The sequence below is a fragment of the Streptomyces sp. NPDC051109 genome (assembly GCF_044455885.1).
GTDB lineage: Bacteria > Actinomycetota > Actinomycetes > Streptomycetales > Streptomycetaceae > Streptomyces.
In genome coordinates, this window is the sequence record NZ_JBITFF010000012.1 from 122,452 (window position 1) to 142,820 (window position 20,369).

Annotated in this window: 20 protein-coding genes; 8 read left to right on the forward strand and 12 right to left on the reverse strand. The window is 74.1% G+C overall.

The genetic code is table 11. From position 1 onward, the window contains the following. Positions 1–81 precede the first annotated feature (81 nt). Complete coding sequence (locus ACIBAD_RS22670) at positions 82–2,205, reverse strand: HelD family protein (RefSeq protein ID WP_398908165.1); 2,124 nt, start codon at positions 2,203–2,205, stop codon at positions 82–84. A 313-nt stretch (positions 2,206–2,518) separates the two neighbouring features. Between ACIBAD_RS22670 and ACIBAD_RS22675 the strand changes: the two genes are divergently transcribed. Further along, positions 2,519–2,704, forward strand: a complete 186-nt coding sequence (locus ACIBAD_RS22675; protein WP_099891262.1) for a hypothetical protein — start codon at positions 2,519–2,521, stop codon at positions 2,702–2,704. A gap of 68 nt (positions 2,705–2,772) precedes the next feature. Further along, a complete protein-coding gene (locus tag ACIBAD_RS22680) occupies positions 2,773–3,657 on the forward strand; it encodes a glycosyltransferase family 87 protein (protein ID WP_398908166.1) in 885 nt (294 codons plus the stop codon). Here ACIBAD_RS22680 and ACIBAD_RS22685 read toward each other — a convergent pair. From ACIBAD_RS22685 to ACIBAD_RS22710, 6 genes are all read right to left on the reverse strand, one after another. After that, positions 3,559–3,840, reverse strand: coding sequence for a hypothetical protein (locus ACIBAD_RS22685; RefSeq protein WP_134073367.1), 282 nt, complete (start codon positions 3,838–3,840; stop codon positions 3,559–3,561). The genes ACIBAD_RS22680 and ACIBAD_RS22685 overlap by 99 nt on opposite strands. Before the next feature lie 58 nt (positions 3,841–3,898). Continuing rightward, entirely contained in the window at positions 3,899–5,542 is a 1,644-nt protein-coding gene (locus ACIBAD_RS22690; RefSeq protein WP_134073369.1) for a DNA repair helicase XPB, read from the reverse strand. A gap of 92 nt (positions 5,543–5,634) precedes the next feature. Beyond that, the gene (locus ACIBAD_RS22695) at positions 5,635–5,802 is read right to left on the reverse strand and encodes a hypothetical protein (RefSeq protein ID WP_398908167.1); all 168 of its coding nucleotides are present in this window, start codon (positions 5,800–5,802) and stop codon (positions 5,635–5,637) included. Between the two features lie 156 nt (positions 5,803–5,958). Continuing rightward, positions 5,959–7,227, reverse strand: a complete 1,269-nt coding sequence (locus tag ACIBAD_RS22700; RefSeq protein WP_398908168.1) for an LPXTG cell wall anchor domain-containing protein — start codon at positions 7,225–7,227, stop codon at positions 5,959–5,961. Positions 7,228–7,535: 308 nt separating this feature from the next. After that, positions 7,536–8,129, reverse strand: a complete 594-nt coding sequence (locus ACIBAD_RS22705; protein ID WP_134073373.1) for a DUF4291 domain-containing protein — start codon at positions 8,127–8,129, stop codon at positions 7,536–7,538. A 42-nt stretch (positions 8,130–8,171) separates the two neighbouring features. Further along, positions 8,172–10,634: a helicase-associated domain-containing protein gene (locus ACIBAD_RS22710; RefSeq protein WP_398908169.1), complete on the reverse strand. Its 2,463-nt coding sequence runs from the start codon at positions 10,632–10,634 to the stop codon at positions 8,172–8,174. Positions 10,635–10,741: 107 nt separating this feature from the next. Here ACIBAD_RS22710 and ACIBAD_RS22715 point away from each other — a divergent pair, with 107 nt between their 5' ends. Continuing rightward, positions 10,742–11,758: a hypothetical protein gene (locus ACIBAD_RS22715; protein WP_398908170.1), complete on the forward strand. Its 1,017-nt coding sequence runs from the start codon at positions 10,742–10,744 to the stop codon at positions 11,756–11,758. Positions 11,759–11,838: 80 nt separating this feature from the next. After that, complete coding sequence (locus ACIBAD_RS22720; RefSeq protein WP_134073379.1) at positions 11,839–12,501, forward strand: HAD family hydrolase; 663 nt, start codon at positions 11,839–11,841, stop codon at positions 12,499–12,501. A gap of 45 nt (positions 12,502–12,546) precedes the next feature. Here ACIBAD_RS22720 and ACIBAD_RS22725 read toward each other — a convergent pair whose 3' ends face one another. Next, entirely contained in the window at positions 12,547–12,798 is a 252-nt protein-coding gene (locus ACIBAD_RS22725; protein ID WP_134073381.1) for a hypothetical protein, read from the reverse strand. 199 nt (positions 12,799–12,997) lie between these two features. On the opposite strand from ACIBAD_RS22725, the gene ACIBAD_RS22730 reads away from it, so the two are divergent. After that, the gene (locus ACIBAD_RS22730; protein ID WP_030012939.1) at positions 12,998–13,381 is read left to right on the forward strand and encodes a cold-shock protein; all 384 of its coding nucleotides are present in this window, start codon (positions 12,998–13,000) and stop codon (positions 13,379–13,381) included. 102 nt (positions 13,382–13,483) lie between these two features. Here the strand turns inward: ACIBAD_RS22730 and ACIBAD_RS22735 are convergent, their stop codons facing one another. From ACIBAD_RS22735 to ACIBAD_RS22750, 4 genes are all read right to left on the reverse strand, one after another. Beyond that, entirely contained in the window at positions 13,484–14,359 is an 876-nt protein-coding gene (locus ACIBAD_RS22735; RefSeq protein ID WP_398908171.1) for a 1,4-dihydroxy-6-naphthoate synthase, read from the reverse strand. After that, positions 14,346–15,080: a futalosine hydrolase gene (locus ACIBAD_RS22740; RefSeq protein ID WP_398908172.1), complete on the reverse strand. Its 735-nt coding sequence runs from the start codon at positions 15,078–15,080 to the stop codon at positions 14,346–14,348. Before ACIBAD_RS22740 ends, ACIBAD_RS22735 begins: the two co-directional genes overlap by 14 nt. A 13-nt stretch (positions 15,081–15,093) precedes the next feature. Next, complete coding sequence (locus ACIBAD_RS22745) at positions 15,094–15,579, reverse strand: DUF2771 domain-containing protein (protein ID WP_134073387.1); 486 nt, start codon at positions 15,577–15,579, stop codon at positions 15,094–15,096. Positions 15,580–15,702: 123 nt separating this feature from the next. After that, positions 15,703–17,076 (reverse strand): MFS transporter, encoded by a 1,374-nt coding sequence (locus ACIBAD_RS22750; protein ID WP_398908173.1) that lies wholly within the window; start codon positions 17,074–17,076, stop codon positions 15,703–15,705. 380 nt (positions 17,077–17,456) lie between these two features. Between ACIBAD_RS22750 and ACIBAD_RS22755 the strand changes: the two genes are divergently transcribed. The 3 genes from ACIBAD_RS22755 (at position 17,457) to ACIBAD_RS22765 (ending at position 20,329) form a co-directional block, all read left to right on the forward strand. Further along, the gene (locus ACIBAD_RS22755) at positions 17,457–18,365 is read left to right on the forward strand and encodes a DUF3027 domain-containing protein (protein ID WP_134073391.1); all 909 of its coding nucleotides are present in this window, start codon (positions 17,457–17,459) and stop codon (positions 18,363–18,365) included. Between the two features lie 131 nt (positions 18,366–18,496). Next, the gene (locus ACIBAD_RS22760) at positions 18,497–18,715 is read left to right on the forward strand and encodes a hypothetical protein (RefSeq protein ID WP_134073393.1); all 219 of its coding nucleotides are present in this window, start codon (positions 18,497–18,499) and stop codon (positions 18,713–18,715) included. A gap of 132 nt (positions 18,716–18,847) precedes the next feature. After that, positions 18,848–20,329, forward strand: a complete 1,482-nt coding sequence (locus tag ACIBAD_RS22765) for a flotillin family protein (protein ID WP_134073395.1) — start codon at positions 18,848–18,850, stop codon at positions 20,327–20,329. The last annotated feature ends 40 nt before the right edge of the window (positions 20,330–20,369 follow it).

Below are 20,369 nucleotides of genomic sequence, written 5' to 3' on the forward strand. Positions count from 1 at the left end.
GAACGCCGACGGGACCACCGTGGCGGCGTTCGGGGCGCGGGTCGGGACCGGTCCGGGACGCGGCCCCGGCCGGGCCGGCTGCTACGCCAGCGCCGCCGGCAGTGGATCCGCGTGGAGCAGCGTCAGGCCGGAGACGGCTCGGGTGAGGCAGACGTACAGGCGCCGCAGGCCCGTCCGCTCGTCCGGCTCGCCCGCCACGATCGCGGCGGGCTCGTCCAGGACCACGTAGTCGTACTCCAGGCCCTTCGCCAGCGACGCCGGAACGAGGGTGAGGCGCGACTGCGCAGTCGTCTCCTCGCCGGGTGAGAGGTACGCCGTCCCGGCCGCCTCCAGCGCCTTCGCCAGCTCCGGGATCCGGGCGTCCGCCGCGATCAGGCCGATCGAGCCCTCGTGGCCGAGCGAGGCGCGGCAGGCGTTGAGCACCGCGGCGGTCAGGTCCGAGGGGTCCACCGCCGGTGCGACGACCAGCGAGCCCGGCGTCTCACGCACCGAGGAGACCGGGGCCAGCCCCGGGGAGATCGACGGCAGCAGCCGCGAGGCGTACGCGATCACCTCGCGCGGTACGCGGAAGCCCGCCGTCAGCTCCTCCAGCACCGCATCCGGCTTGCCGAGGTGGGCGAGGGCCTCGTCCCAGCCGCGCGTGGCCCACGGGGTCGTGCCCTGCGCGAGGTCGCCCAGGACGGTCGCGGAGCCGGTCGTACAGCGCCGCCCGACCGCCCGGTACTGCATCGGGGACAGGTCCTGGGCCTCGTCGAGGACGACGTGGCCCAGCGAGTGCGTGCGCTCCACCAGGTCGGCCGCCTCGTCGATCAGGACCAGGTCGGCCGCCGACCACTTCGCCGACTTCACGCTGCGGAAGGGCTTCGCCCACAGCAGCAGCTCCTGCTCGTCGGCCGAGAGCACGCCCTGCGCGTGCTCCGCCAGGAACTCCCGGTCGGACAGCAGGCGCAGCACCAGCTTCGCCGGGTCCACGGCCGGCCACATCGCCTTGACCGCCGCCTTCACGGCGGCGCCGCGGGCCACCGAGTCCTGGACGCGGTCGTCCGGGGCCTCGCCCGCCTGCTCCATCCGTACGAGCACGGTGTGCGCGATCCGCTGCGGCAGCGCGTCGCGGGCGGCGCCGTAGCGGATGTCCCGGTCGAGGAGTTCCGCGACGATCTCCTCCAGCTCGTACGCCGGCACCCGCCAGCGGCGCGAACCGCGCACCACCATCAGCGGCTCGGCGGGCGGGGTGACGTGCGAGCGGACCGCGCGGCGCAGCACCTCCGCCATGCGGGCGTCGCCCTTGACGACGGCGGTCGCGGCGGCGTCGGCGCCGCGGATCTCCAGGCCGTCGCGGGAGACGAGGTCCTCGACGGTGGCCTGCTTGACCTCCAGCTCGCCCAGGGCCGGCAGGACCTGCTCGATGTAGTGCAGGAAGGAACGGTTCGGCCCGATGACGAGCGTGCCGGTGCGGGCGAGCCGCTCGCGGTGGGCGTACAGCAGGTACGCGACGCGGTGCAGGCCCACCGCCGTCTTCCCGGTGCCGGGGCCGCCCTGCACGCAGACGGAACCGGACAGGCCGGAGCGGACGATCTCGTCCTGCTCGGGCTGGATCGTCGCGACGATGTCGCGCATGGGGCCGACGCGCGGGCGCTCGATCTCCTGCTGGAGCAGCTTGCTGACGGCGGCCGCCTCGGAGGGGTCGGAGAGGTGCTCGTCCTCGTACGCGGTGAGCTCGCCGCCGGTGTAGCCGAAGCGGCGGCGCAGCGCGATGTCCTGCGGGTCGTTCTTGGAGGCCCGGTAGAACGGCTGGGAGACGGGCGCACGCCAGTCGATCACCATGGGGTCGCCGTCCGCGTCGTGGACGTGGCGGCGGCCGATGTAGAACTGCTCGCCTTCCGCGCCTTCGGCGAGGTCCGCGCCGGGTGCGTGCAGGTAGTTGAGGCGGCCGAAGAAGAGCGGGGTGTGCGCGAGGTCGGCGAGGGCCTTGATCCGGTCGTCGATCTGGGCCTGGAGGACGACGGCGTTGACCCAGTTCGCGGTGACGTCGCGGATGTCGAGGGCCTCGACGTCCTCGCGCATGGCGCGGAGCGCGGCACGGGAGGCGGTGAGGTGGGCCTGCTCGCGGGCGAGGGGGTGGGTGGCGGTTCCCGGGTCGGTCGCGGTCTCGGTCTCGGTCTTGGTCGGTGTCTCGGAGTCGGCTTCGGGGGCGTGCGCGGACACGGAAATGCCTCCAGCTGCTGATCGGTACGGAACGATGCACGCCGGTTTCCGTCCGGCGGGCGGCTCTCCCCGAAACGGCGGCGGGAGGCGGCAAGAGCGGAGATTGTAGTCAGTGGGCGGTCACGACGCGAACGGATTCAGCGGGCGGAGGTCCCTCCGGAGGGGTAGGCCCGTGCGGGTGTCATACCGGGGAGTGCCAGACCTCGGGCAGAGCCACTAGGGGACGGCATGGGCCGGGAGGAGTAGGCGGGAGGCCATGCGGTTCCACCCGCAGACCGATGTGAAATCCGGGAAGGAAACGCACCATGGATACATGAGCACCGCAACCCTCACCCCGATCCGGGGCGGCCGCCCTAGCGGCGCCACCGCCACCTCCGACTCCCGCCCCCGCCACCTGGTGGGCAATGCCCTGCGCGCCGCGAAGGTCTTCGCGTCCGCGGCCGTCAGCGTGGTCGTCTTGGGCGAGTACGCCGAGGACGCAGGCGTCATACGCCGCTGACCCGCGGCACCGCTCCGCCTGGCCGGATAGCGGCGGGGCGGCCGCGGTGATCCACTAGGGTCACGCGCGTGACCCGGAGCCTCCATTCCAGCCCCCCGCCGTCGCCCCTGGTCGGCGTGCTGGTCACGGGCTCGCTCCTCGTGCTCGGCGTGCTCTGCATCGTGGTGCGGATCCCGATCGCCGACGGCCTCGCCGCCGGGTTCAGTGCCGGGTTCGGCGCCGCCGAGTGGCGGCCTCCCGCCGCGTACCCGCCCTTCGCGGCGATCCTGTTCACCCCGGCCGCGTGGCTGCCCGCCGGCGTCCTGAAGGCCGTCTTCGTGCTCGGCAACGCCGGCCTGCTCGCCCTGCTGATCCTCATGTCCTGCCGCCTGGCAGGACTGCGGGCCCGGCCCGGGCCCGTCCTCGCCGCCACCATCGCCGGGCTCTGGATGGAGCCGCTGTTCCAGAGCCTGCTCGCCGGGCAGATCAACCTGGCGCTGGCCTGCCTGGTCCTGTGGGACCTGCGCCGGCCCCGTGGTGCCCTCGGCAAGGGCTTCGCGCTGGGCACCGCCGCCGGGATCACCCTGACCCCGGCGCTGCTCATCGCGTACCTGCTGCTGACCCGCCGGATCCGGGCCGGGCTGACGGCACTGGGCGCCTTCGCCGGTACCGCCCTGCTCGGGCTGCTGGTCCTCCCGCAGGCCTCCGCCGAGTTCTGGTCCCGGCACCTGCCCGCCTCCGGCCGGGTCCCGCTGCCGGACTGGCCGCACCTGTGGGTGTGGTGCGTCCCGCTCCTCGCCCTCCTGGCCCGGGTGGCGACGACCCGCCGCCGCCCGGCCCCCAAGCGCGGCCTCGTCATGGTCCCCGTCCGCAGGTCACCCCTCGGGCAGCAGGATGTCCGCGTCGTCGAAGATCCTCAGCACCACGAGCAGCAGCCGGCCGCGCGACACCATGTACTCGGCCACGATCTGTGAGGTGAGCCGGATCTCGCGATCCTGCTCGCCCGCCCCTATCGGCCGGGACAGCTCGGTGTACGGATCGCGTGCCAGGATCTCGACGGCCTTGTCGAAGGAGGCGCGGCGCGCGGGGTCCAGCCGGTCCCGGTCATGGCCGGCCGACTCCGTGTAGAGGACCTCGTAGATCTCCTGGTGCGTCATGTGACTCTCCCTGCCGGACGTGCGTCCCCCTCAGCGTAGCGACCGGGCGGCGGGCCGGTCAGTCGCTGGTCAGGATGTCGTCGGCGTCCATGATGCGGTAGGCGTAGCCCTGTTCGGCGAGGAAGCGCTGGCGGTGGGCCGCGAAGTCCTGGTCGATCGTGTCGCGCGCGACGACCGAGTAGAACCGCGCCTCGTGGCCGTCCGCCTTCGGGCGCAGTACGCGGCCCAGCCGCTGGGCCTCCTCCTGGCGGGAGCCGAACGTACCGGACACCTGGATCGCGACCGTGGCCTCGGGGAGGTCGATCGAGAAGTTCGCGACCTTCGACACCACCAGCACGCTGATCTCGCCCTCGCGGAAGGCGTCGAAGAGCTTCTCCCGCTGAGCGTTGGAGGTCTCGCCCTTGATGACGGGCGCGTCCAGGTGCTCGCCGAGCTCGTCGAGCTGGTCGATGTACTGCCCGATGACCAGCGTCTGCTCGCCCTTGTGCTTCGCGACGAGCGCCTCGGTGACCTTCCGCTTCGTCGCCGTCGTCGCGCAGAAGCGGTACTTCTCCTCGGTCTCGGCGGTCGCGTATGCCAGCCGCTCGCTCTCGGTCAGGTTCACCCGGACCTCGACGCAGTCCGCAGGCGCGATGTAGCCCTGCGCCTCGATCTCCTTCCACGGCGCGTCGAACCGCTTGGGTCCGATCAGCGAGAACACGTCCGACTCGCGGCCGTCCTCGCGCACCAGCGTCGCGGTCAGGCCGAGCCGCCGCCGGGCCTGGAGGTCGGCGGTGAACTTGAACACCGGCGCCGGCAGCAGGTGCACCTCGTCGTAGAGGATCAGGCCCCAGTCCCGGGAGTCGAACAGCTCCAGGTGCGGGTAGACGCCCTTCCGCTTCGTCGTCAGGACCTGGTACGTGGCGATGGTGACCGGCCGGATCTCCTTGCGGGTGCCGGAGTACTCGCCGATCTCCTCCTCCGTCAGCGAGGTCCGCTTGACCAGCTCGTGCTTCCACTGGCGGGCCGAGACGGTGTTCGTGACCAGGATCAGCGTCGTCGCCTTGGCCTTCGCCATGGCCCCGGCCCCGACCAGCGTCTTTCCGGCGCCGCAGGGCAGGACGACCACGCCCGAGCCGCCGTGCCAGAAGCCCTCGACGGCCTGCTGCTGGTACGGCCGCAGCGCCCAGCCGTTCTCCTCCAGCTCGATCGGGTGCGCCTCGCCGTCGACGTACCCGGCGAGGTCCTCGGCCGGCCAGCCCAGCTTCAGCAGGGTCTGCTTGATCTGCCCGCGCTCGGAGGGGTGCACGGCCACGGTGTCGGGGTCGAGCCGGGCCCCGACGAGCGGGGCGATCTTCTTCGAGCGCAGGATCTCCTCCAGCACGGGCCGGTCGGTGCTGGTCAGGACCAGTCCGTGCACGGGGTGCTTGGAGAGGGTGAGGCGGCCGTAGCGCGCCATGGTCTCGGCGACGTCGACGAGCAGCGCGTGCGGGACGGGGTAGCGGGAGAACTCGACGAGCGCGTCGACGACCTGCTCGGCGTCGTGCCCGGCGGCCCGCGCGTTCCACAGGCCGAGCGGGGTGATCCGGTACGTGTGGATGTGCTCGGGGGCCCGCTCCAGCTCGGCGAAGGGGGCGATGGCCCGCCGCGCCGCCCCGGCGAGCTCGTGGTCGACCTCAAGAAGCAGTGTTTTGTCGCTCTGGACGATGAGAGGCCCGTTCACAAACGTCCCTTTCCTGCGTGGGGTGGCCGCCCGAACGCGGACGGCCAAACCTCCAGTCTGCCGTATCCGGGCCCGTGTGGGGGGCCCGCGCGCTACCGCACGACGGGCCCGCGCCCCGCCCGCCAGTCGTCGAGGCGCTTGCGGACGGCGGGGACCATGGGCAGCCCCGCCACGTCCTCGGGCCGGAACCAGGCGACCTCGAGGGACTCGTCCGAGACACGGAGGGTGCCGCCGGGAAGAACGCGGCTCTGCGCCGGCACCCGCACGTGCGGGGCCCGGGCCGCAGATCCCGGCGACGGGAGCCGGGCGGCTCGTGAGGTGCGCCGCCTGCGCCCGCCGGAATGCGTGCGTGGAGCGGACGGGGAACGGCGAAGGGGCCCGGCACGTGTGTGCCGGGCCCCTTCGGAGTGCGGTGATCAGACGCGCGTCGCGCGGCGGCGGCGGGCGCCGAGCCAAGCCGCGGCGCCGCCGAGGGCGACGAGGACGGCGGCCAGGCCGGAGTACAGGCCGGTGTTCGAGTCGGCGCCGGTGTGGGCGAGGGAGCCCGTGGCGCCGGTGGCCTTGGTGTTGGTGTTCGCCGCGGCGGCCGCCGTGGTGGAGGACGAGGGCGAGGGGGACGCGGAGGGCTGCGCCGTGGCGGACTTGCTCGGGGCCGGCGAGGGCGACGTGGTCGCGGTGGCCGGGGCGAGCTGGAACTTCGTCTCGTCGCCCGAGAACTCGTAGGTGTTGCCCTCGGCCAGGGCGACGCTCGCCTGCAGGGTGACGTCGGTGGCCTTCTTGTAGTCCGTGTTCGGGCCGAACGAGGTCCGCAGGTGCAGGACGCGCTCGCCGGAGGCGGCGCTGAAGCCCTCCGGGATCGTCGGCAGCACGAAGTTGTACGGGTCGGCGGTGCTGACGCCCTGCCACTTGCCGTTGACGAGCATCTCCAGCTGGAGGTTGGGCACCTTGACGTTGCTGCCGAAGTTCACGCCCAGCGAGGTGTACAGCGCCGTCTTGAACGCGCCGTCGCCGGTGAGGCGGTAGGTCAGGTCCATCTCGCGGCACTGGAGCGCGGGCACGCCCTTGCAGTCGCCGACGTTCTTGAACGCGGTCTCCAGCTTGCCCGTCTTGACCGACGGGTCCGTCTTGAAGGTCAGGGAGGCGGTGTTGCCCTCCGCCACCTCGCCCGAGTAGCTGGCGGCCTTCAGCTCGAAGTCGCCGTTGGTGGTCGGGTAGCTCTTGCCGAGGCCGATCGTGACCTTCCAGGTCATCTTGGCGCCCGCCGGGATCTCGAAGCCCTCGCCGCCCGGCTTGCCCGCCGGGCGGAACAGGCCCTGCCACTCGCCGTCCTGCTGCCCGATGGAGGACTCGGTCGCCGGCGCGGTCACGCCCTCGACCTTGAAGACGACGTCGCTCTGCCCCAGCGGGCTCGCGCCGGCGCCGTGGAGGAGCAGCCAGGGGTGGAAGGAGCTCGCCTTGTCCGTGGTGTTGGTGGCGGTCAGCTCGAAGGTCTCCGTCGCACCGCCGCGGGTCAGCGGGCCGCTCGGCACCGGGGCGCTCATGGCCAGCTTCAGCGCGTCGTGGTTGTCGGCGGCCGGTGCGGCGTACGCCGACAGCGGCATCAGGACGGTACCGGCGACGGTGGCGACGACGGCGGTGGCGGCCGCGGTGCGGAAGGAACGGCGGGTGGCGGTGCGAGCGGACATGGTGGACTCCCCCCAAGGAATCACGAAGGCAGGCGAGCAGCGCAGAGCGGTGGCGGCCGGCGGAACAGACGGAAGAGGACGTGCGAGGTGCCGCGGCGGAGCGCCGGTGGCGGGTGGTGCGGGTTTTCGCTCCGGCGCCGGTTCTGCTTCCTCGGCCGCTTGCTGCGATGAACTGATCTTCACACATCGTGGATCACCAATCCATCGCCCGTGTGTCACCGCTCTGCAACAGGGGTCGAAGGACCCCCACCACCCCTCTGAACTGCGAAAACGATGCCTCGTATTCCGCTTCTCCCGCTGTCCGGACGCTACGCGCCCAGATGCCCCAGCGGGGGCGCCGGATACGGCGTCTCCACCGGCAGCAGCGCCCGCGCCGCGGCCTCCTCGCCCGACCGGACCAGACCGTGGATCTCCCGGGCCAGCGCAGTCACGTCGCGGATGGAGACCGTCCACTCGTCGGCGTACGCGCGCGACGCCGACCCGGACAGGCCCAGCTGGAGCGAGCGGTGGGCCAGCGGGTTCAGGTGCAGGTCGCGCTCCGGGTCCCACTGGACGCGGGCGGGGGAGTCGCGCAGGGCCCGCTGCCAGGTCTCGTGGTCGGCGTGCGTGCCGCGTTCGTAGTGGGACAGGCAGGCGCGGCGCAGCGCGTGGTCGAACCCCCCGCGGGTGATCTCGACGGCCAGCACCGTCTCCTGGTCGGCCTTGGTGGCCCAGCCGCAGCGGTACATCATCCACAGGAACGACGGCTTGATCCACGTCATCCGCTCCCGCTTCCAGGCGGGCGGGAACCGGCCCTCGCGCGCCGCGGGCAGCCCCAGCGCGGGCGCGTACGCCTGGTAGACGGTCACCGTGGTGTCGGTGTGGGCGGCCCTGATCTGCCGGGCGGCTCGTACTTCCTGCATGCGGCAAGGGTGCGCGGCGGGGACCCCTCGCCGCCAGCCGTTTTACAGGTGCTCCTCCGCCAGCTCCGCGACCCCCGTGATCCGGTGCAGCGCGTACGTCCGCACCTCGTCCGCCGTGTGGTCGTACCCGGTGACGAAGCCGCCCTCCACCCGGACCGGGGCGATGACCCGCTGGCTCGCCGCGCCGTCCGCGTTCACGTACCCGATCCACACCGCCGATCCGGTCAGCGCGGCCGCCTGCACCGTGGCCAGGGTCTCCGCCGCGCTCGTGCGCGGGAGTTCGCCCGGGACGACGGCGGCCGCGGCCGGCTCCTTGCGCACCGCCGTCGCCGCCAGATCGCCCGCGCGGATGGCCCGTACGGCCGCCCCCAGCAGCGTCTCGTCCGGTACCGGAGGCCCGTCCGGCACCGGGACCGGAGCCGAACGCGCCGGCGTGCGGCGGGCGTCGGCCCGCGCCACGACCACGTCCCCGGTCAGCGACTCCGCGGCCGGCGCGTAGCCCATGGTCCGCAACCCGTCCAGCAGCGCGCCCGGTTCGGCCTGCGCCGCCAGCACCGTCGGGGCCAGGCGCCGCAGCCCCAGCCCGGCGGACCGCCGGTCGGCCAGGATCTCGTTCAGCATGCCGTCGTCGTCGCAGCGCACGTACGAGGAGGCCACCCCGACCCGCAGGTGCCCGTGTCGCCGGGCCACGTCGTCGATCAGGTACGCCAGCGGCTGCGGAACCGGCGTGATGCTGTGCTCGGCGAGGAAGGCGTGCAGGTCGGAGGCGGTCCGCCCGGAGTCCAGGGCCCGCCGTACGGAACCGGGCGTGAAACGGTAGACGGTCGCCCCGCCCTTGGACTCCACGTCCGCGAGGACGGCCAGGACATCGCCGAGTGCCCGGCGCAGCGGCCCCGGGGCCACCGCCGTCAGGTCGGCCTGGAGCAGTACGTGGTCCACCGGCTCCGGGAACAGCGGCGCCAGCAGCGGAGCCGGGTCGCGGTGCTCCAGCAGCGCGCGGCCGTGCGCCGCGAGCGCGCCGCGGCCGGTGACGCCGAGCACCTCGGCCTCGGTCAGCGTCCACCGCGCGAGGCGGGCGCGCAGCGCGCTCGCCCCCCGTACCGGCCGCTCCCAGTCGAGCCGCGCGAGCAGCGCGTCGGCGTCGGCGGAGGCGCCTTCGGGCAGGGCGGCGAGGAGTTCGAGGACGCGCCGGCGCACCTCGGGGGCGGCGGAGCGGTCGAGGTCGGGGCCGAGCGCGGCCAGGGTGCGGCCCTTGGCGTCCTGATCGCCGACCAGGCCGGCGGTCCGGGTGGCCGGCAGCCAGGCCCGGGCGAGGGCCGACCACCGCTCGGCGGGCGGGAGTTCCACCCAGTCGTCGAAGGCGGGGGTGGGCGCGTACCGCTCGTCGGCCTCGCCGTCGCTGGCCAGCAGCCCGGCCGCGTAGGCGAGTTCGATCCAGAACGCGGCCACCGGCTCGGTGGCGTCCAGGGTGGCCGCCGTCCGCTTCAGGTCGCGTACGGACAGTCCGCCGGCCCGCAGCACCGGCGGCCCGGCGTGCTCCCAGGACTTCACGAGCTCCTCGACGGTGGCCAGCGCGGCCAGCGCCTGCCCGGCCGCGTTCGCGTCCACAAGCTGTGGACGGTGCTCGCGGTCGGCGGGCACCGCCGGGGCCAGCGGCTCCGTCTGCCGGTGCGCGAGGCCGCCGCGCAGGTGCAGCGCCACCTCGCGGGGCAGTACGACGGTCCGCGCCGACGCCGGCAGCAGCAGCCCGCGATCGCGCAGCCAGCGCACGGGCGGGGTCGGGTTCGGCGTGACCTCCCCGTACGGCGGCCCCCACACGAGCCGGCCGAGCACCTGGTGGGCCTCCGCGGGGGCCTCGTCCAGCAGCGCCGACATCCGCTCCGGGTCGGTGAACAGCCCGGTCAGCGCCGTCACGGCGGACACCGGGTCGTGCGTGGCGGGCAGCCCGGCCGCCGCCACGATCTCCTGGATCCGCGTCGGCGACATCCCGGCGGTGGCCTCCGCGACGGTCGGCCCGAGGCCGGTCGGGGAGGGCCGCCCGGCGGACGGCGCGAGCAGCTCGCGGGCGGTGCGGACCAGCCGCAGCCGCTCGTCGTCGCCCCACACCAGGGCCTGGTCGCGCAGGGTGGCCACGGCGCGCGGGAGTTCGGCGCGGGCGCCGTTGTCCGCGCCGCTGCCGGGGCCGCTGCCGTGCTCGCCGGCCAGCAGCGACTCCAGCACCGGGTACGGGCACGGGTCCGGGGCCACCGCGAGGGCCTCCGCGGTCTGCAGCGCGAACCGGTCGAGCCGGTCCAGCGCGCGGACCACCGAGGCCCGGGTGCCGGCCCGGGTGGCCAGCTGCGTCATGTCACCCGGCACCGGCCCGAGCAGGTCCGGGCGCGCGTGCAGCAGGGCGGCGAGCGACGCGTCGTCGCGGGCGCGCAGCGCCTCGGCGAGGGAGCGCGGGGCGCTGCTCGCTGTGGCGCTTCCCGCAGCGCTGCTTGGCTCAGGCACGGTCGCCTCCATGGTCGCGTCGGCCGGTCCCCATCCGGCCAACGGTATCCGCTGAGCCCTCGGCCGCTCCACGGGCGCACGCGCTACCTTTCCGGTGGGTGGTACGGGAGGAGCCGGGCATGGGGATCGAGAGCGACCATCTGGTCTACGAATATCTGAGCCGGGTCGGGGACTTGGCGCAGCGGCGGCAGCTGTCCTCCGGGGACCGGATGCGGCTGGTGGCGGGGTTGCGGGACGAGATCGACCGGCGGCGCGCCAAGTACGAGCCGGAGACCCCGGCGGCCGTACGGCGCATCCTGGAGCGGATCGGCACGCCGGAGGAGGTCCTCGACGGCATGGGCGCGTCGCCGGCGCCGCAGACGCGGGCAGCCACCCCCGACGCGGCTCCGGCCGTGCCGGCGCAGCGGGGGCCCGGCAGGCTGCGCCGCAAGGCCGTACCGGAGCCGCGCCCGGCGGACACCGCGCCCGCGCCGCCGCACCTGGCGGGGCTCGACGAGCTCGGCGCCGACGGCGGGGCGGAGCCCGACTGGTGGCGCGTAGCGCCGGGCCCGTTCGGGGCCGGGCCGCAGGTGGAGGGCTTCGCGGGCGGGGTGGAGATCCCGGAGCTGTTCCGGAAGCCGGTGGAGGAGGAGAAGCCGGAGCCCGCGGCCGGTTCGGCGGGTGCGCCCGCCGCCGAAGACGGTTCGGCGGTACGGGGGCTCGTACGGTTCCTGAAGCAGCGCCGGCGGGCCAGGGCGGATGCGAGGGCGGCGGCAGGGGCCGCGGCCGGCGGCCCGGAGGCGGCGTCCGCAGTCGCCCCGCGCCCGAAGCCGCACGCCTTCCTGCTGTTGGCCGCGGCCGTGCTCGTGGCGGGCGCGGTCACCGGCTCCTGGCTGCTGCTGATCGGCGGCTGGCTGCTCGCGTACGCCTCGCGGGTGCTGGGGCCCGCCGAGCGCAAGGCGGTCGTGTTCGGTGTGCCCGGGGCCGTCTTCGCCGGTGCGGTGGTGTGGCTGTGGGGCCGCCTGGAGGGGCGCTGGGGCGCGCCGCTGGCGGACGAGGGGCTGGGCGGGGTCTTCCAGGGCATGTGGCCCTGGCTGGCCCGGGGCGCGGCCGTCGCCTCGGCCCTTTACCTGGCCTGGCGCTCCCGCCGCCGCTGAGGCCGCGAATTCCACTGACCGTAAGGCGAGGCCAAGGCCGGCGTTCCTCCCCGTCGGCCCCGGATCGGCACAATGGGCGCATGAGCTCCGAGACCCCCGCCGTGCCCGCCGTGCCGGCCGTGCCCGCCCAGCTGACGGTCGGCTTCGACCTCGACATGACCCTCATCGACTCGCGCCCCGGGATCAAGGCCGCCTACCAGGCGCTCTCCGCCGAGACGGGGACGTTCATCGATGCCGACGAGGCGGTCACGCGGCTCGGTCCGCCGCTGGACGAGGAGCTCGCCTACTGGTTCCCGGAGGCGGAGATCCCCGCCATGGCCGACCGGTACCGGGAGATCTATCCCACGCACGCCATCGCGCCGACGCCGGCGATGCCCGGTGCCCGCGAGGCGATCGCGGCCGTCCAGGCGCTGGGCGGCCGCGCGATCGTCGTCACGGCCAAGCACGAGCCCAACGCCCGGCTGCACCTCGCGCACCTCGGTATCGAGCCGGACGCCGTCGTCGGCTGGCTGTGGGCCGAGGCCAAGGCGGGCGCGCTGCGCGAGTACGGGGCGCAGGTCTACGTCGGCGACCACGTGGGCGACGTACGCGGGGCCCGTACGGCCGGCGCGCTGTCGGTGGCGGTGCCGACCGGCCCGTGCCCCGAGCCGGAACTGCGGGAGGCGGGCGCCGACGTGGTGCTGCCGGACCTCACCGCCCTGCCGCAGTGGCTCACGGAGTACGTCCGCACGCAGGCGGTCTGACCCGGAGGTCCCGCCCTGAAGGCCCCGCCCCGCCCCGACGGGGAGTCAGGCCTGGGACGCGCGGGCGGCCCGGCGCTGGGCCGCCGCCGAGCGCAGCACGCCCGCCGCCGAGATTGCGAAGCCGACGCCCATCAGCATGCACACGGCCCACGCGTACGAGGGGAACGGGTCGACGTCCAGGAACAGCGGGGCCATCGTCACGAGGGTCGCCACGGCGCCCGCGATGAACACGATGCCACCGGCGCGCACCAGGCCGTCGCCGGGCCGCGCTTCATCGCCATGAGGAGTAACAGTCACCCCACCAGGGTAGTTCCCTGGCCGAAGCAGCCACAGCGCAGCCGAAGGGGAAGAGCCGGCGAAGGACCGGGGAACGTCTTGTCTCCTGTCGATCGCCCACTAGCCTGGAGACGGCGGGTCGTCATGACCCGCTGCGCTGTTGTCCGGACCCGCCGCGCGGCGTACCGGACCCCGACGAGCACAAGGACAGAGGACGGACGTGCCTACCGGCAAGGTCAAGTGGTTCAACAGTGAGAAGGGCTTCGGCTTTCTCTCCCGCGACGACGGCGGAGACGTCTTCGTCCACTCGTCGGTGCTCCCGGCCGGGGTCGACGCCCTCAAGCCCGGCCAGCGCGTCGAGTTCGGCGTCGTCGCCGGACAGCGCGGTGACCAGGCGCTTTCCGTGACGGTGCTGGACCCGGCGCCCTCGGTCGCGGCCGCTCAGCGCCGCAAGCCCGACGAGCTCGCCTCGATCGTGCAGGACCTCACGACCCTGCTGGAGAACATCACCCCGATGCTGGAGCGCGGCCGCTACCCCGACAAGGTGCACGGGACGAAGATCGCCGGCCTGCTGCGCGCGGTGGCGGACCAGCTCGACGTCTGAGCCCTCACCGAGCCCGTACGTACGACGGTGCCCCGGCCCTCCGAGAGGGCCGGGGCACCGTCGTACGTACGGGGAGGCGTCCCGGAGGCGGCCTGAAACCGCCTACGGGAAGTCCAGCGCGTCCGGCGCGATGGCCGGTACCAGACCCTCCGCCGCGGCCCGCGTCAACAGCCCGCGCACCGCCGCGTACCCGGAATCGCCCAGGTCGGCGGTGAACTCGTTGACGTACAGCCCGATGTGCTGGTCGGCGACGGCCGGGTCCAGCTCCTGCGCGTGGGCGCGGACGTACGGGCGGGAAGCCTCCGGGTCCTCCCAGGCCATCCGGACCGACGCACGGGCCGACTCGGCGAGCGCGCGCAGCGTCTCGGCGCCCAGCGAGCGCTTCGCGATGATCGCGCCGAGCGGGATCGGCAGGCCGGTCGTGTGCTCCCAGTGCTCGCCCATGTCGGCCAGGCGGTGCAGCCCGTAGTCCTGATACGTGAACCGGGCCTCGTGGATGACCAGTCCGGCGTCGACCCGGCCGTCACGGACGGCCGGCATGATCTCGTGGAACGGCATCACCACGACCTTGCCGACGCCCTCGGGCAGCACGTCCGCGGCCCACAGCCGGAACAGCAGGTAGGCGGTGGAGCGTTCGCTGGGCACGGCGACGGTCTTGCCGGCCAGGTCCGCCCCCGGCTCACGCGTGAGGACGAGGGGCCCGCAGCCGCGCCCGAGCGCCCCGCCGCACGGGAGCAGCGCGTACTCCTCCAGCACCCACGGCAGCACGGCGTACGACACCTTCAGCACGTCCAGCTCGCCGCGCTCGGCCATGCCGTTGGTGATGTCGATGTCGGCGAAGGTGACGTCGAGGCCGGGTGCGCCGGGGATCCGGCCGTGGGCCCAGGCGTCGAAGACGAAGGTGTCGTTCGGGCAGGGCGAATAGGCGATGGCGAGCGGTCCGGCGGGTCGTACGGCGGGCCGTTCAGCGGTGCTCATGGCGTTCTCCCCAGGTGACGAGTACGGGCCCCAGGGCGCGGAATCCGGCGGTGAGCGCGGCCAGCGCGTCCCCGATCCGCCAGGTGTCGCGGTCGCGGGGGCCGACGGCGTTGGACACGGCGCGGATCTCCAGCACCGGGAGCCGGTGGGCGGCGGCCGCCTCGGCGACGCCGAAGCCCTCCATGGCCTCGGCCCCGGCGAGCGGATGCCGGGCGGCGAGGCGGGCCGCGCCCTCGGCGGTGCCGGTGACGGTGGAGACGGTCAGCACGGGCGCGAGCAGCGCCCCGGTGGCCTCGGCGGCGCGGGCGGCGAGCTCGGCGGGCGGCAGGTGCACGCTGTGCCCGAAGCCGAGCTGCCGTACGTCGAGGAAGCCGTCGGGGGTCTCGGCCCCGAGGTCGGCGGCGACGACGGCGTCGGCGACCACGAGGGAGCCGACCGGGGCGGCGGGCGCGAACCCGCCGCCTATGCCGGCGGAGACGACGAGGGAGTAGTCGGCCAGCGCGAGCGCGGTGGCCGTGGCGGCCGCGGCGGCGGCCGGCCCCACCCCGCCGACGAGGACGTCGGCGGCGAGGCCGGGAAGATCGCGCCGGGAGAGGAGGTATCCGCCGGGGAGGGCGCGCGGCTCCGGCGTCACCGGATCCGGATGAGGGGTGGGTCCGGTCAGGCCATTGGCGACGGAGTCTGCCTCCGCCGCCACCGCGGTCACGATGAGCGCGCGCACCGTCGGTACGTGGCTACTTGAGCTTGACGTTGTAGGCCCAGACGGCGAGCGGCTTGCCGTCCTCGCCGACCTGGACGATGTTCAGCTTCTTGGAGGACGGGGCCTCGCCCTGGCCGCCGGTGGCGAACAGGTCGGCGCCCGGGAAGCTGCGGTAGGTGTTGGAGGAGGGCTCGGTGATCGGCTGGCCGTCCAGGACCGCCTGCCACCGCTTGCCGTCCTCGACGACTTCCGGCTCGACGCCGAGACGCAGGGTGTCCCCGCGGCCGTAGTCGATGGTCTTGGCGTCCTTCATGTCGGTGAGGCACTCCTGGACCTTGTCCATGGAGAGCTCCTTGGCATCGGAGCAGACGGCCTCGGTGGACACCGACGACGTGCCGACCGTCACGGTCGCCAGCGGCGTCGGCTTGTCGCAGGCGGAGAGAAGGAGGAGGCCGGCGGACACGGCTCCGAGGGCCGCGACGCTGCGGCGGCCCCTACCCGAGAAAAGCGGTGCGGTCATGAGCCGAAGGCTATCGGGCCACCCCGCTCCGCCGCCGCACGGGGGTGTCCGTGGCCTGCCGCGCGGCGCGCGGCCCGCCCCGCCGGGCCGGTTTGCCCGGGCATGCCCCGCCGTACCCCCCTCCTACGCCACTCGGGGGCGGGGGGAGCCCGGATGGTGGTGGCGGGGGGCGGAAAGGCGGCCGCGGAGGGCCATCACGGTGCCCGCCGCGACGATCGCCGCGGCCACGGCCATGCCCAGGGCCCCGTTCAGCGGCAGCGCGATGCCGATCGCGCCGCCCAGCACCCAAGCCATCTGGAGCAGCGTCTCCGAACGGGCGAACGCGGACGTCCGCACGGCCTCGGGCACGTCCCGCTGGATCATCGCGTCCAGCGACAGCTTGGCCAGGGCCTGGCAGAAGCCCGCCGTGGCCCCCAGTACGGCCATGAACAGCCCGCTGAAGAACACCGCCGCCAGGATCGCCACCGCCAGGGTCGCCGACAGCACCGACGCGATGATCGTCTCCGGGGCCCGTGCCCGCAGCCAGGCGCCCGCCGCCGTCCCGCAGGCGTTCCCGACGCCCGCCGAGACGCCCACGATGCCCAGCGAGACCGCCGCGCTCTGGCCGGCGAGCGGGTGCTCGCGCAGCAGGAACGCCAGGAAGAAGATCAGGAACCCGGACAGTGCGCGCATCGAGGCGTTCGCCAGCAGACCGCACAGCACGGACGGGCTCACCGTGCGCAGGCCCGGCTTGCGCGAATGCGGCTCGTGCGTGGACAGCCGGGCCCGCCGCTCGCCCTTGGCCTCGTCCACCTTGTGCGGCAGCGAGAACGCCGCGAACGTGCCCCACACGAAGATGGCGCAGGCCCCGTACAGCGGCCACGGCGGCCCGATGGCGTGCAGCCCCGCCGCGACGGGCGCCGCCGCGGCGGTGGCGAGCAGGCCTGCCAGGGTGACCCGGGAGTTCGCCTTGACGAGTGAGAAATTCGGGGGGAGCAGCCGCGGCACCACCGCGCTGCGGACCACCCCGTACGCCTTGGACGCGACGAGCACGCCCAGCGCCGCCGGGTAGAGCTCCAGTCCGCCCGTGGCCACCGCGCCCGACATCATCACCGCGAGCAGCGCCCGCGCGAGCATGGCGCAGGCCATCGCGGCCCGCCGGCCGTGCGGCAGCCGGTCCAGCGCCGGGCCGATCACCGGGGCCAGGACGGTGAAGGGGGCCATGGTGATCGCCAGGTACAGGGCGACGCGGCCGCGTGCCTCGTCCGTGGGTACCGAGAAGAACACCGTCGAGGCCAGCGCCACCGTGATCATCACATCGCCGGCGCCGTTGATGGCGTGCAGCTCGATCAGCTTGCCGAGACCGGATTCGCCGGCCCCGTGCGCGTGCGTCGCCCGCCGGATCCCGCGCGCCGTACCGGTGAAGGGGCGCTGCAGGGCACGACCGACGGCCCGGCCGGCCCGTCTGGCCGGTCCCGAGCCGTCGCGGGACGACCGTACGGGTGCCACACCCGCCATAGTGCCCCACGGACCCCTCCCGGTCCCGTCCCGGCGCGTTACGGGCGGCCGACGGATCGCCGTCGGGCGCGCGTCGGGAGGTCGTAGGGGCGATGTCGGCACAGCGTCTCGTCCGCGAATCGGACCTTGCATGTGGGCCCAAGGCGTCGGAGAGGGTAGCGTGCGTAGCGCGCCACCGGCGGTTGCTCTCGGCCGCGCGCCTCTTCGCTATCCCGCAGAATGGATGGCAGGTAGGTGCGCCCGAGGCCGATCGGGTGCGGACGTCGACGCGGCCCTCTGGTCCGCTCCGCCCGCGCCACGTACGGACAGGACCGACGGGTCGTTCAGGACGACAGTACGGACGGCGCACTCGTGAGACGGCGTAGGAGAGAACGAGACCTGTGAGTGCTGCGACGACGCGAAGCCGTACCCCCGACCGCCTGTGCGCCGAGGCGGTAGACCTCGCCCGCACGGCGGCCGAGGAAGCCGCCGCTCCCTCCGTGGTGGGCGAGCACGTCGCCGCCGTGGCGGAGGGCGACCGGGTCGTCACGCACTTCTTCGAGTGCAAGGACCCCGGCTACCGGGGCTGGCGCTGGGCCGTCACCGTCACGCGCGCCTCCCGCGCCAAGAACGTCACCCTCGACGAAACGGTGCTGCTCCCCGGCGACGACGCGCTCCTGGCCCCCGAGTGGGTGCCGTGGAGCGAGCGGCTGCGCCCGGGCGACATGGGCCCCGGCGACCTGCTGCCCACCGACGCCGAGGACCTGCGGCTGGAGCCGGGCTGGTCGGGCGAGGACGCGCCGCCGCCGAACTCGGTCGTCTCCACCGAGATGGCCGAACTGGTCGAGGCCGAGGACGCCGACGTCACCGACCGCGCCGTGGTCCCCGTACGGGGCTCCATCACCTCCGTGGCCGAGGAGCTCGGCATGCGGCGCGCCCGGGTCCTGTCCCGGTACGGACTGCACAGCGCCGCCGACCGCTGGGACGAGTCCTTCGGCGCCAAGACGCCGATGGCGCAGGCCGCGCCCGCCTCCTGCGTGTCGTGCGGGTTCCTCGTCGCCATCGGCGGCTCGCTGGGCCAGGCCTTCGGGGTCTGCGCCAACGAGTTCGGCCCGGCCGACGGACACCTCGTCTCGCTCTCGTACGGCTGCGGCGGCCACTCGGAGGCCGCGGTCATGCCGAAGCCGCTGCGCCCGGCGCCGCCGGTGCTCGACTCGATGGCCACGGACGAGTTCCCGCTGCGCCCGGCCCCCGACACGGGCTCGGTCCCCTCGACGGACCTCCCCGCCGCGGACCTCGGGCACTCCTAGGCCGCCTCTTCCGGATCAGGTCGGGCTGATCCGGATGTCGCGAGCTGGCCGCGCGCGGCCCCGTAAGGCCGCGGAGCCCCCGTAAGGCCGCGCAGCCCCGTAAAGCCGCACCGGCGGCGTACCCTCGGCGCATGGGGGAAGACGGCATGGTGGGGCTGGACGGCCGGGTGACCGGGACGGTGGGCCCCGGGCTCGTGGGCGAGGTGATCGTCCGCATCCGGGGCGGCGCGGAGCACTTCCTCGCCCATCCGGCGCCCGGGACGGGCCGGCTGGCGGTCGGGACGGTGGTGACCGTGGTCGAGTACCTGCCGCCGCGCACGGTGTACGTGATGGCGGCGTACGACAACTGAGCCCCCGCGCCACCTGCGCGGATGTGGTTCGTATCAAGATGGCGACAAGAATCCTCCTGCGTCTTCTTAACGGCCCGCCGCAGGAGCACACTCGCCCTCGTCAGTGTCGAACGGCACTGCGATAAGGGGGCGTTGCCGATGGCTATCGGCGTCGTGGCGGGAATCGTTCTCGCCGCAATCCTGGCCTTGATCGGCCTGTTCAAGCTCATGTGGCGCGTGGCCGAACCGAACGAGGCGCTCGTCATCTCCGGCTCCACGCACCGCACCGAGGGCATCGGCGAGGGCATGGGGTTCCGGATCGTCACCGGACGCGGAACCCTCGTGGTCCCCGGTGTGCAGGCGGTGCGCAAGCTCTCGCTGGACCTCAACGAGACCCAGCTGAACGTGGACTGCGTGACGCACCAGGGCATCCCGCTGCGGGTGAAGGGCGTCGTGATCTTCAAGATCGGCGACGACCTCGTGTCCATCGCGAACGCGGCGCGCCGCTTCCTGGACCAGCAGAAGATGATGCCCGAGCGGGTGCACATCGTCTTCGCCGGCCATCTGCGCTCCATCGTGGGCGGGTTGACGGTCGAGGACATGATCCGCGACCGCGAGAAGCTGACGGGGCAGACCCGGGCGGCCTGCGGGACGGAGATGGAGAAGCTCGGCCTCATCGTCGACTCGCTCCAGATCCACGAGATCGAGGACCCGACGGGCTACATCAAGAACCTGGCGATGCCGCACGCGGCCGCCGTGCAGCGGGACGCGCGCATCGCGCAGGCCGAGGCGAACCGTTTGGCCACCGAGGCCGAGCAGACCGCGTTCGCGCGGATGGCGGAGGCCACCCGCGACAGCGAGATCCTCCAGGCCGGCTACCAGGCCGAGCGCGACAAGGCCGCCGCGACCGCCCGCCAGGCGGGCCCGCTCTCGGAGGCGGCGGCCCGCCAGGAGGTCGTCGTGCAGGAGACCCGGGTCGCCGAGCTCGAAGCCCACCGGCGCGAGCAGCAGCTCCAGGCGGACGTGCGCAAGCCCGCGGACGCGGCGGCGTACGAGACCCGGACCCGCGCCGAGGCCGAACGCGACGCCCGTATCTCGGCGGCGCAGGCCAAGGCCAAGGAGACCGAGCTGGCGGCGGCGGCCGAGGCCACGCGCGTCACGACGGCGGCGACCGCGGACGCGGCGGCCACCGAGGCCCGGGGCCTGGCGGCCGCGAAGGCCACCCGGGCGACCGGTGAGGCCGAGGCCGCGGCCACCCAGGCGAAGGGCCTCGCGGTCGCGGCGTCGGCGAAGGCGAAGGGCCTCGCCGAGGCCGACGCCATCAAGGCGCGGGCCGCCGCACTGGCCGAGAACCAGGAGGCGGTCGTCGCCCAGCAGCTCGCCGAGAACTGGCCGGCGATCGTGGAGGCGGGCGCGGGTGCCTTCGGCAACGTGGAGCACATGGTCCTCCTGAACGGCGCGGAGGGCATGTCGGAGATGTTCGCCAAGGCGCTGACCATGGGCGGCACGGGCCTGGGCCTGGCCCGCCAGCTGCTCTCGTCGATGTCCCAGCCCGCCGCCGCCCCGGAGACCACCCCGGTGAACGGCAGGACGGCGTCGCCGGCGGCTCACCAGATCCCGATCGCGGACGCGTAATCCCGCCCGGCGCGAGCCTGGCCCGTCGTCCGGGTTAGGC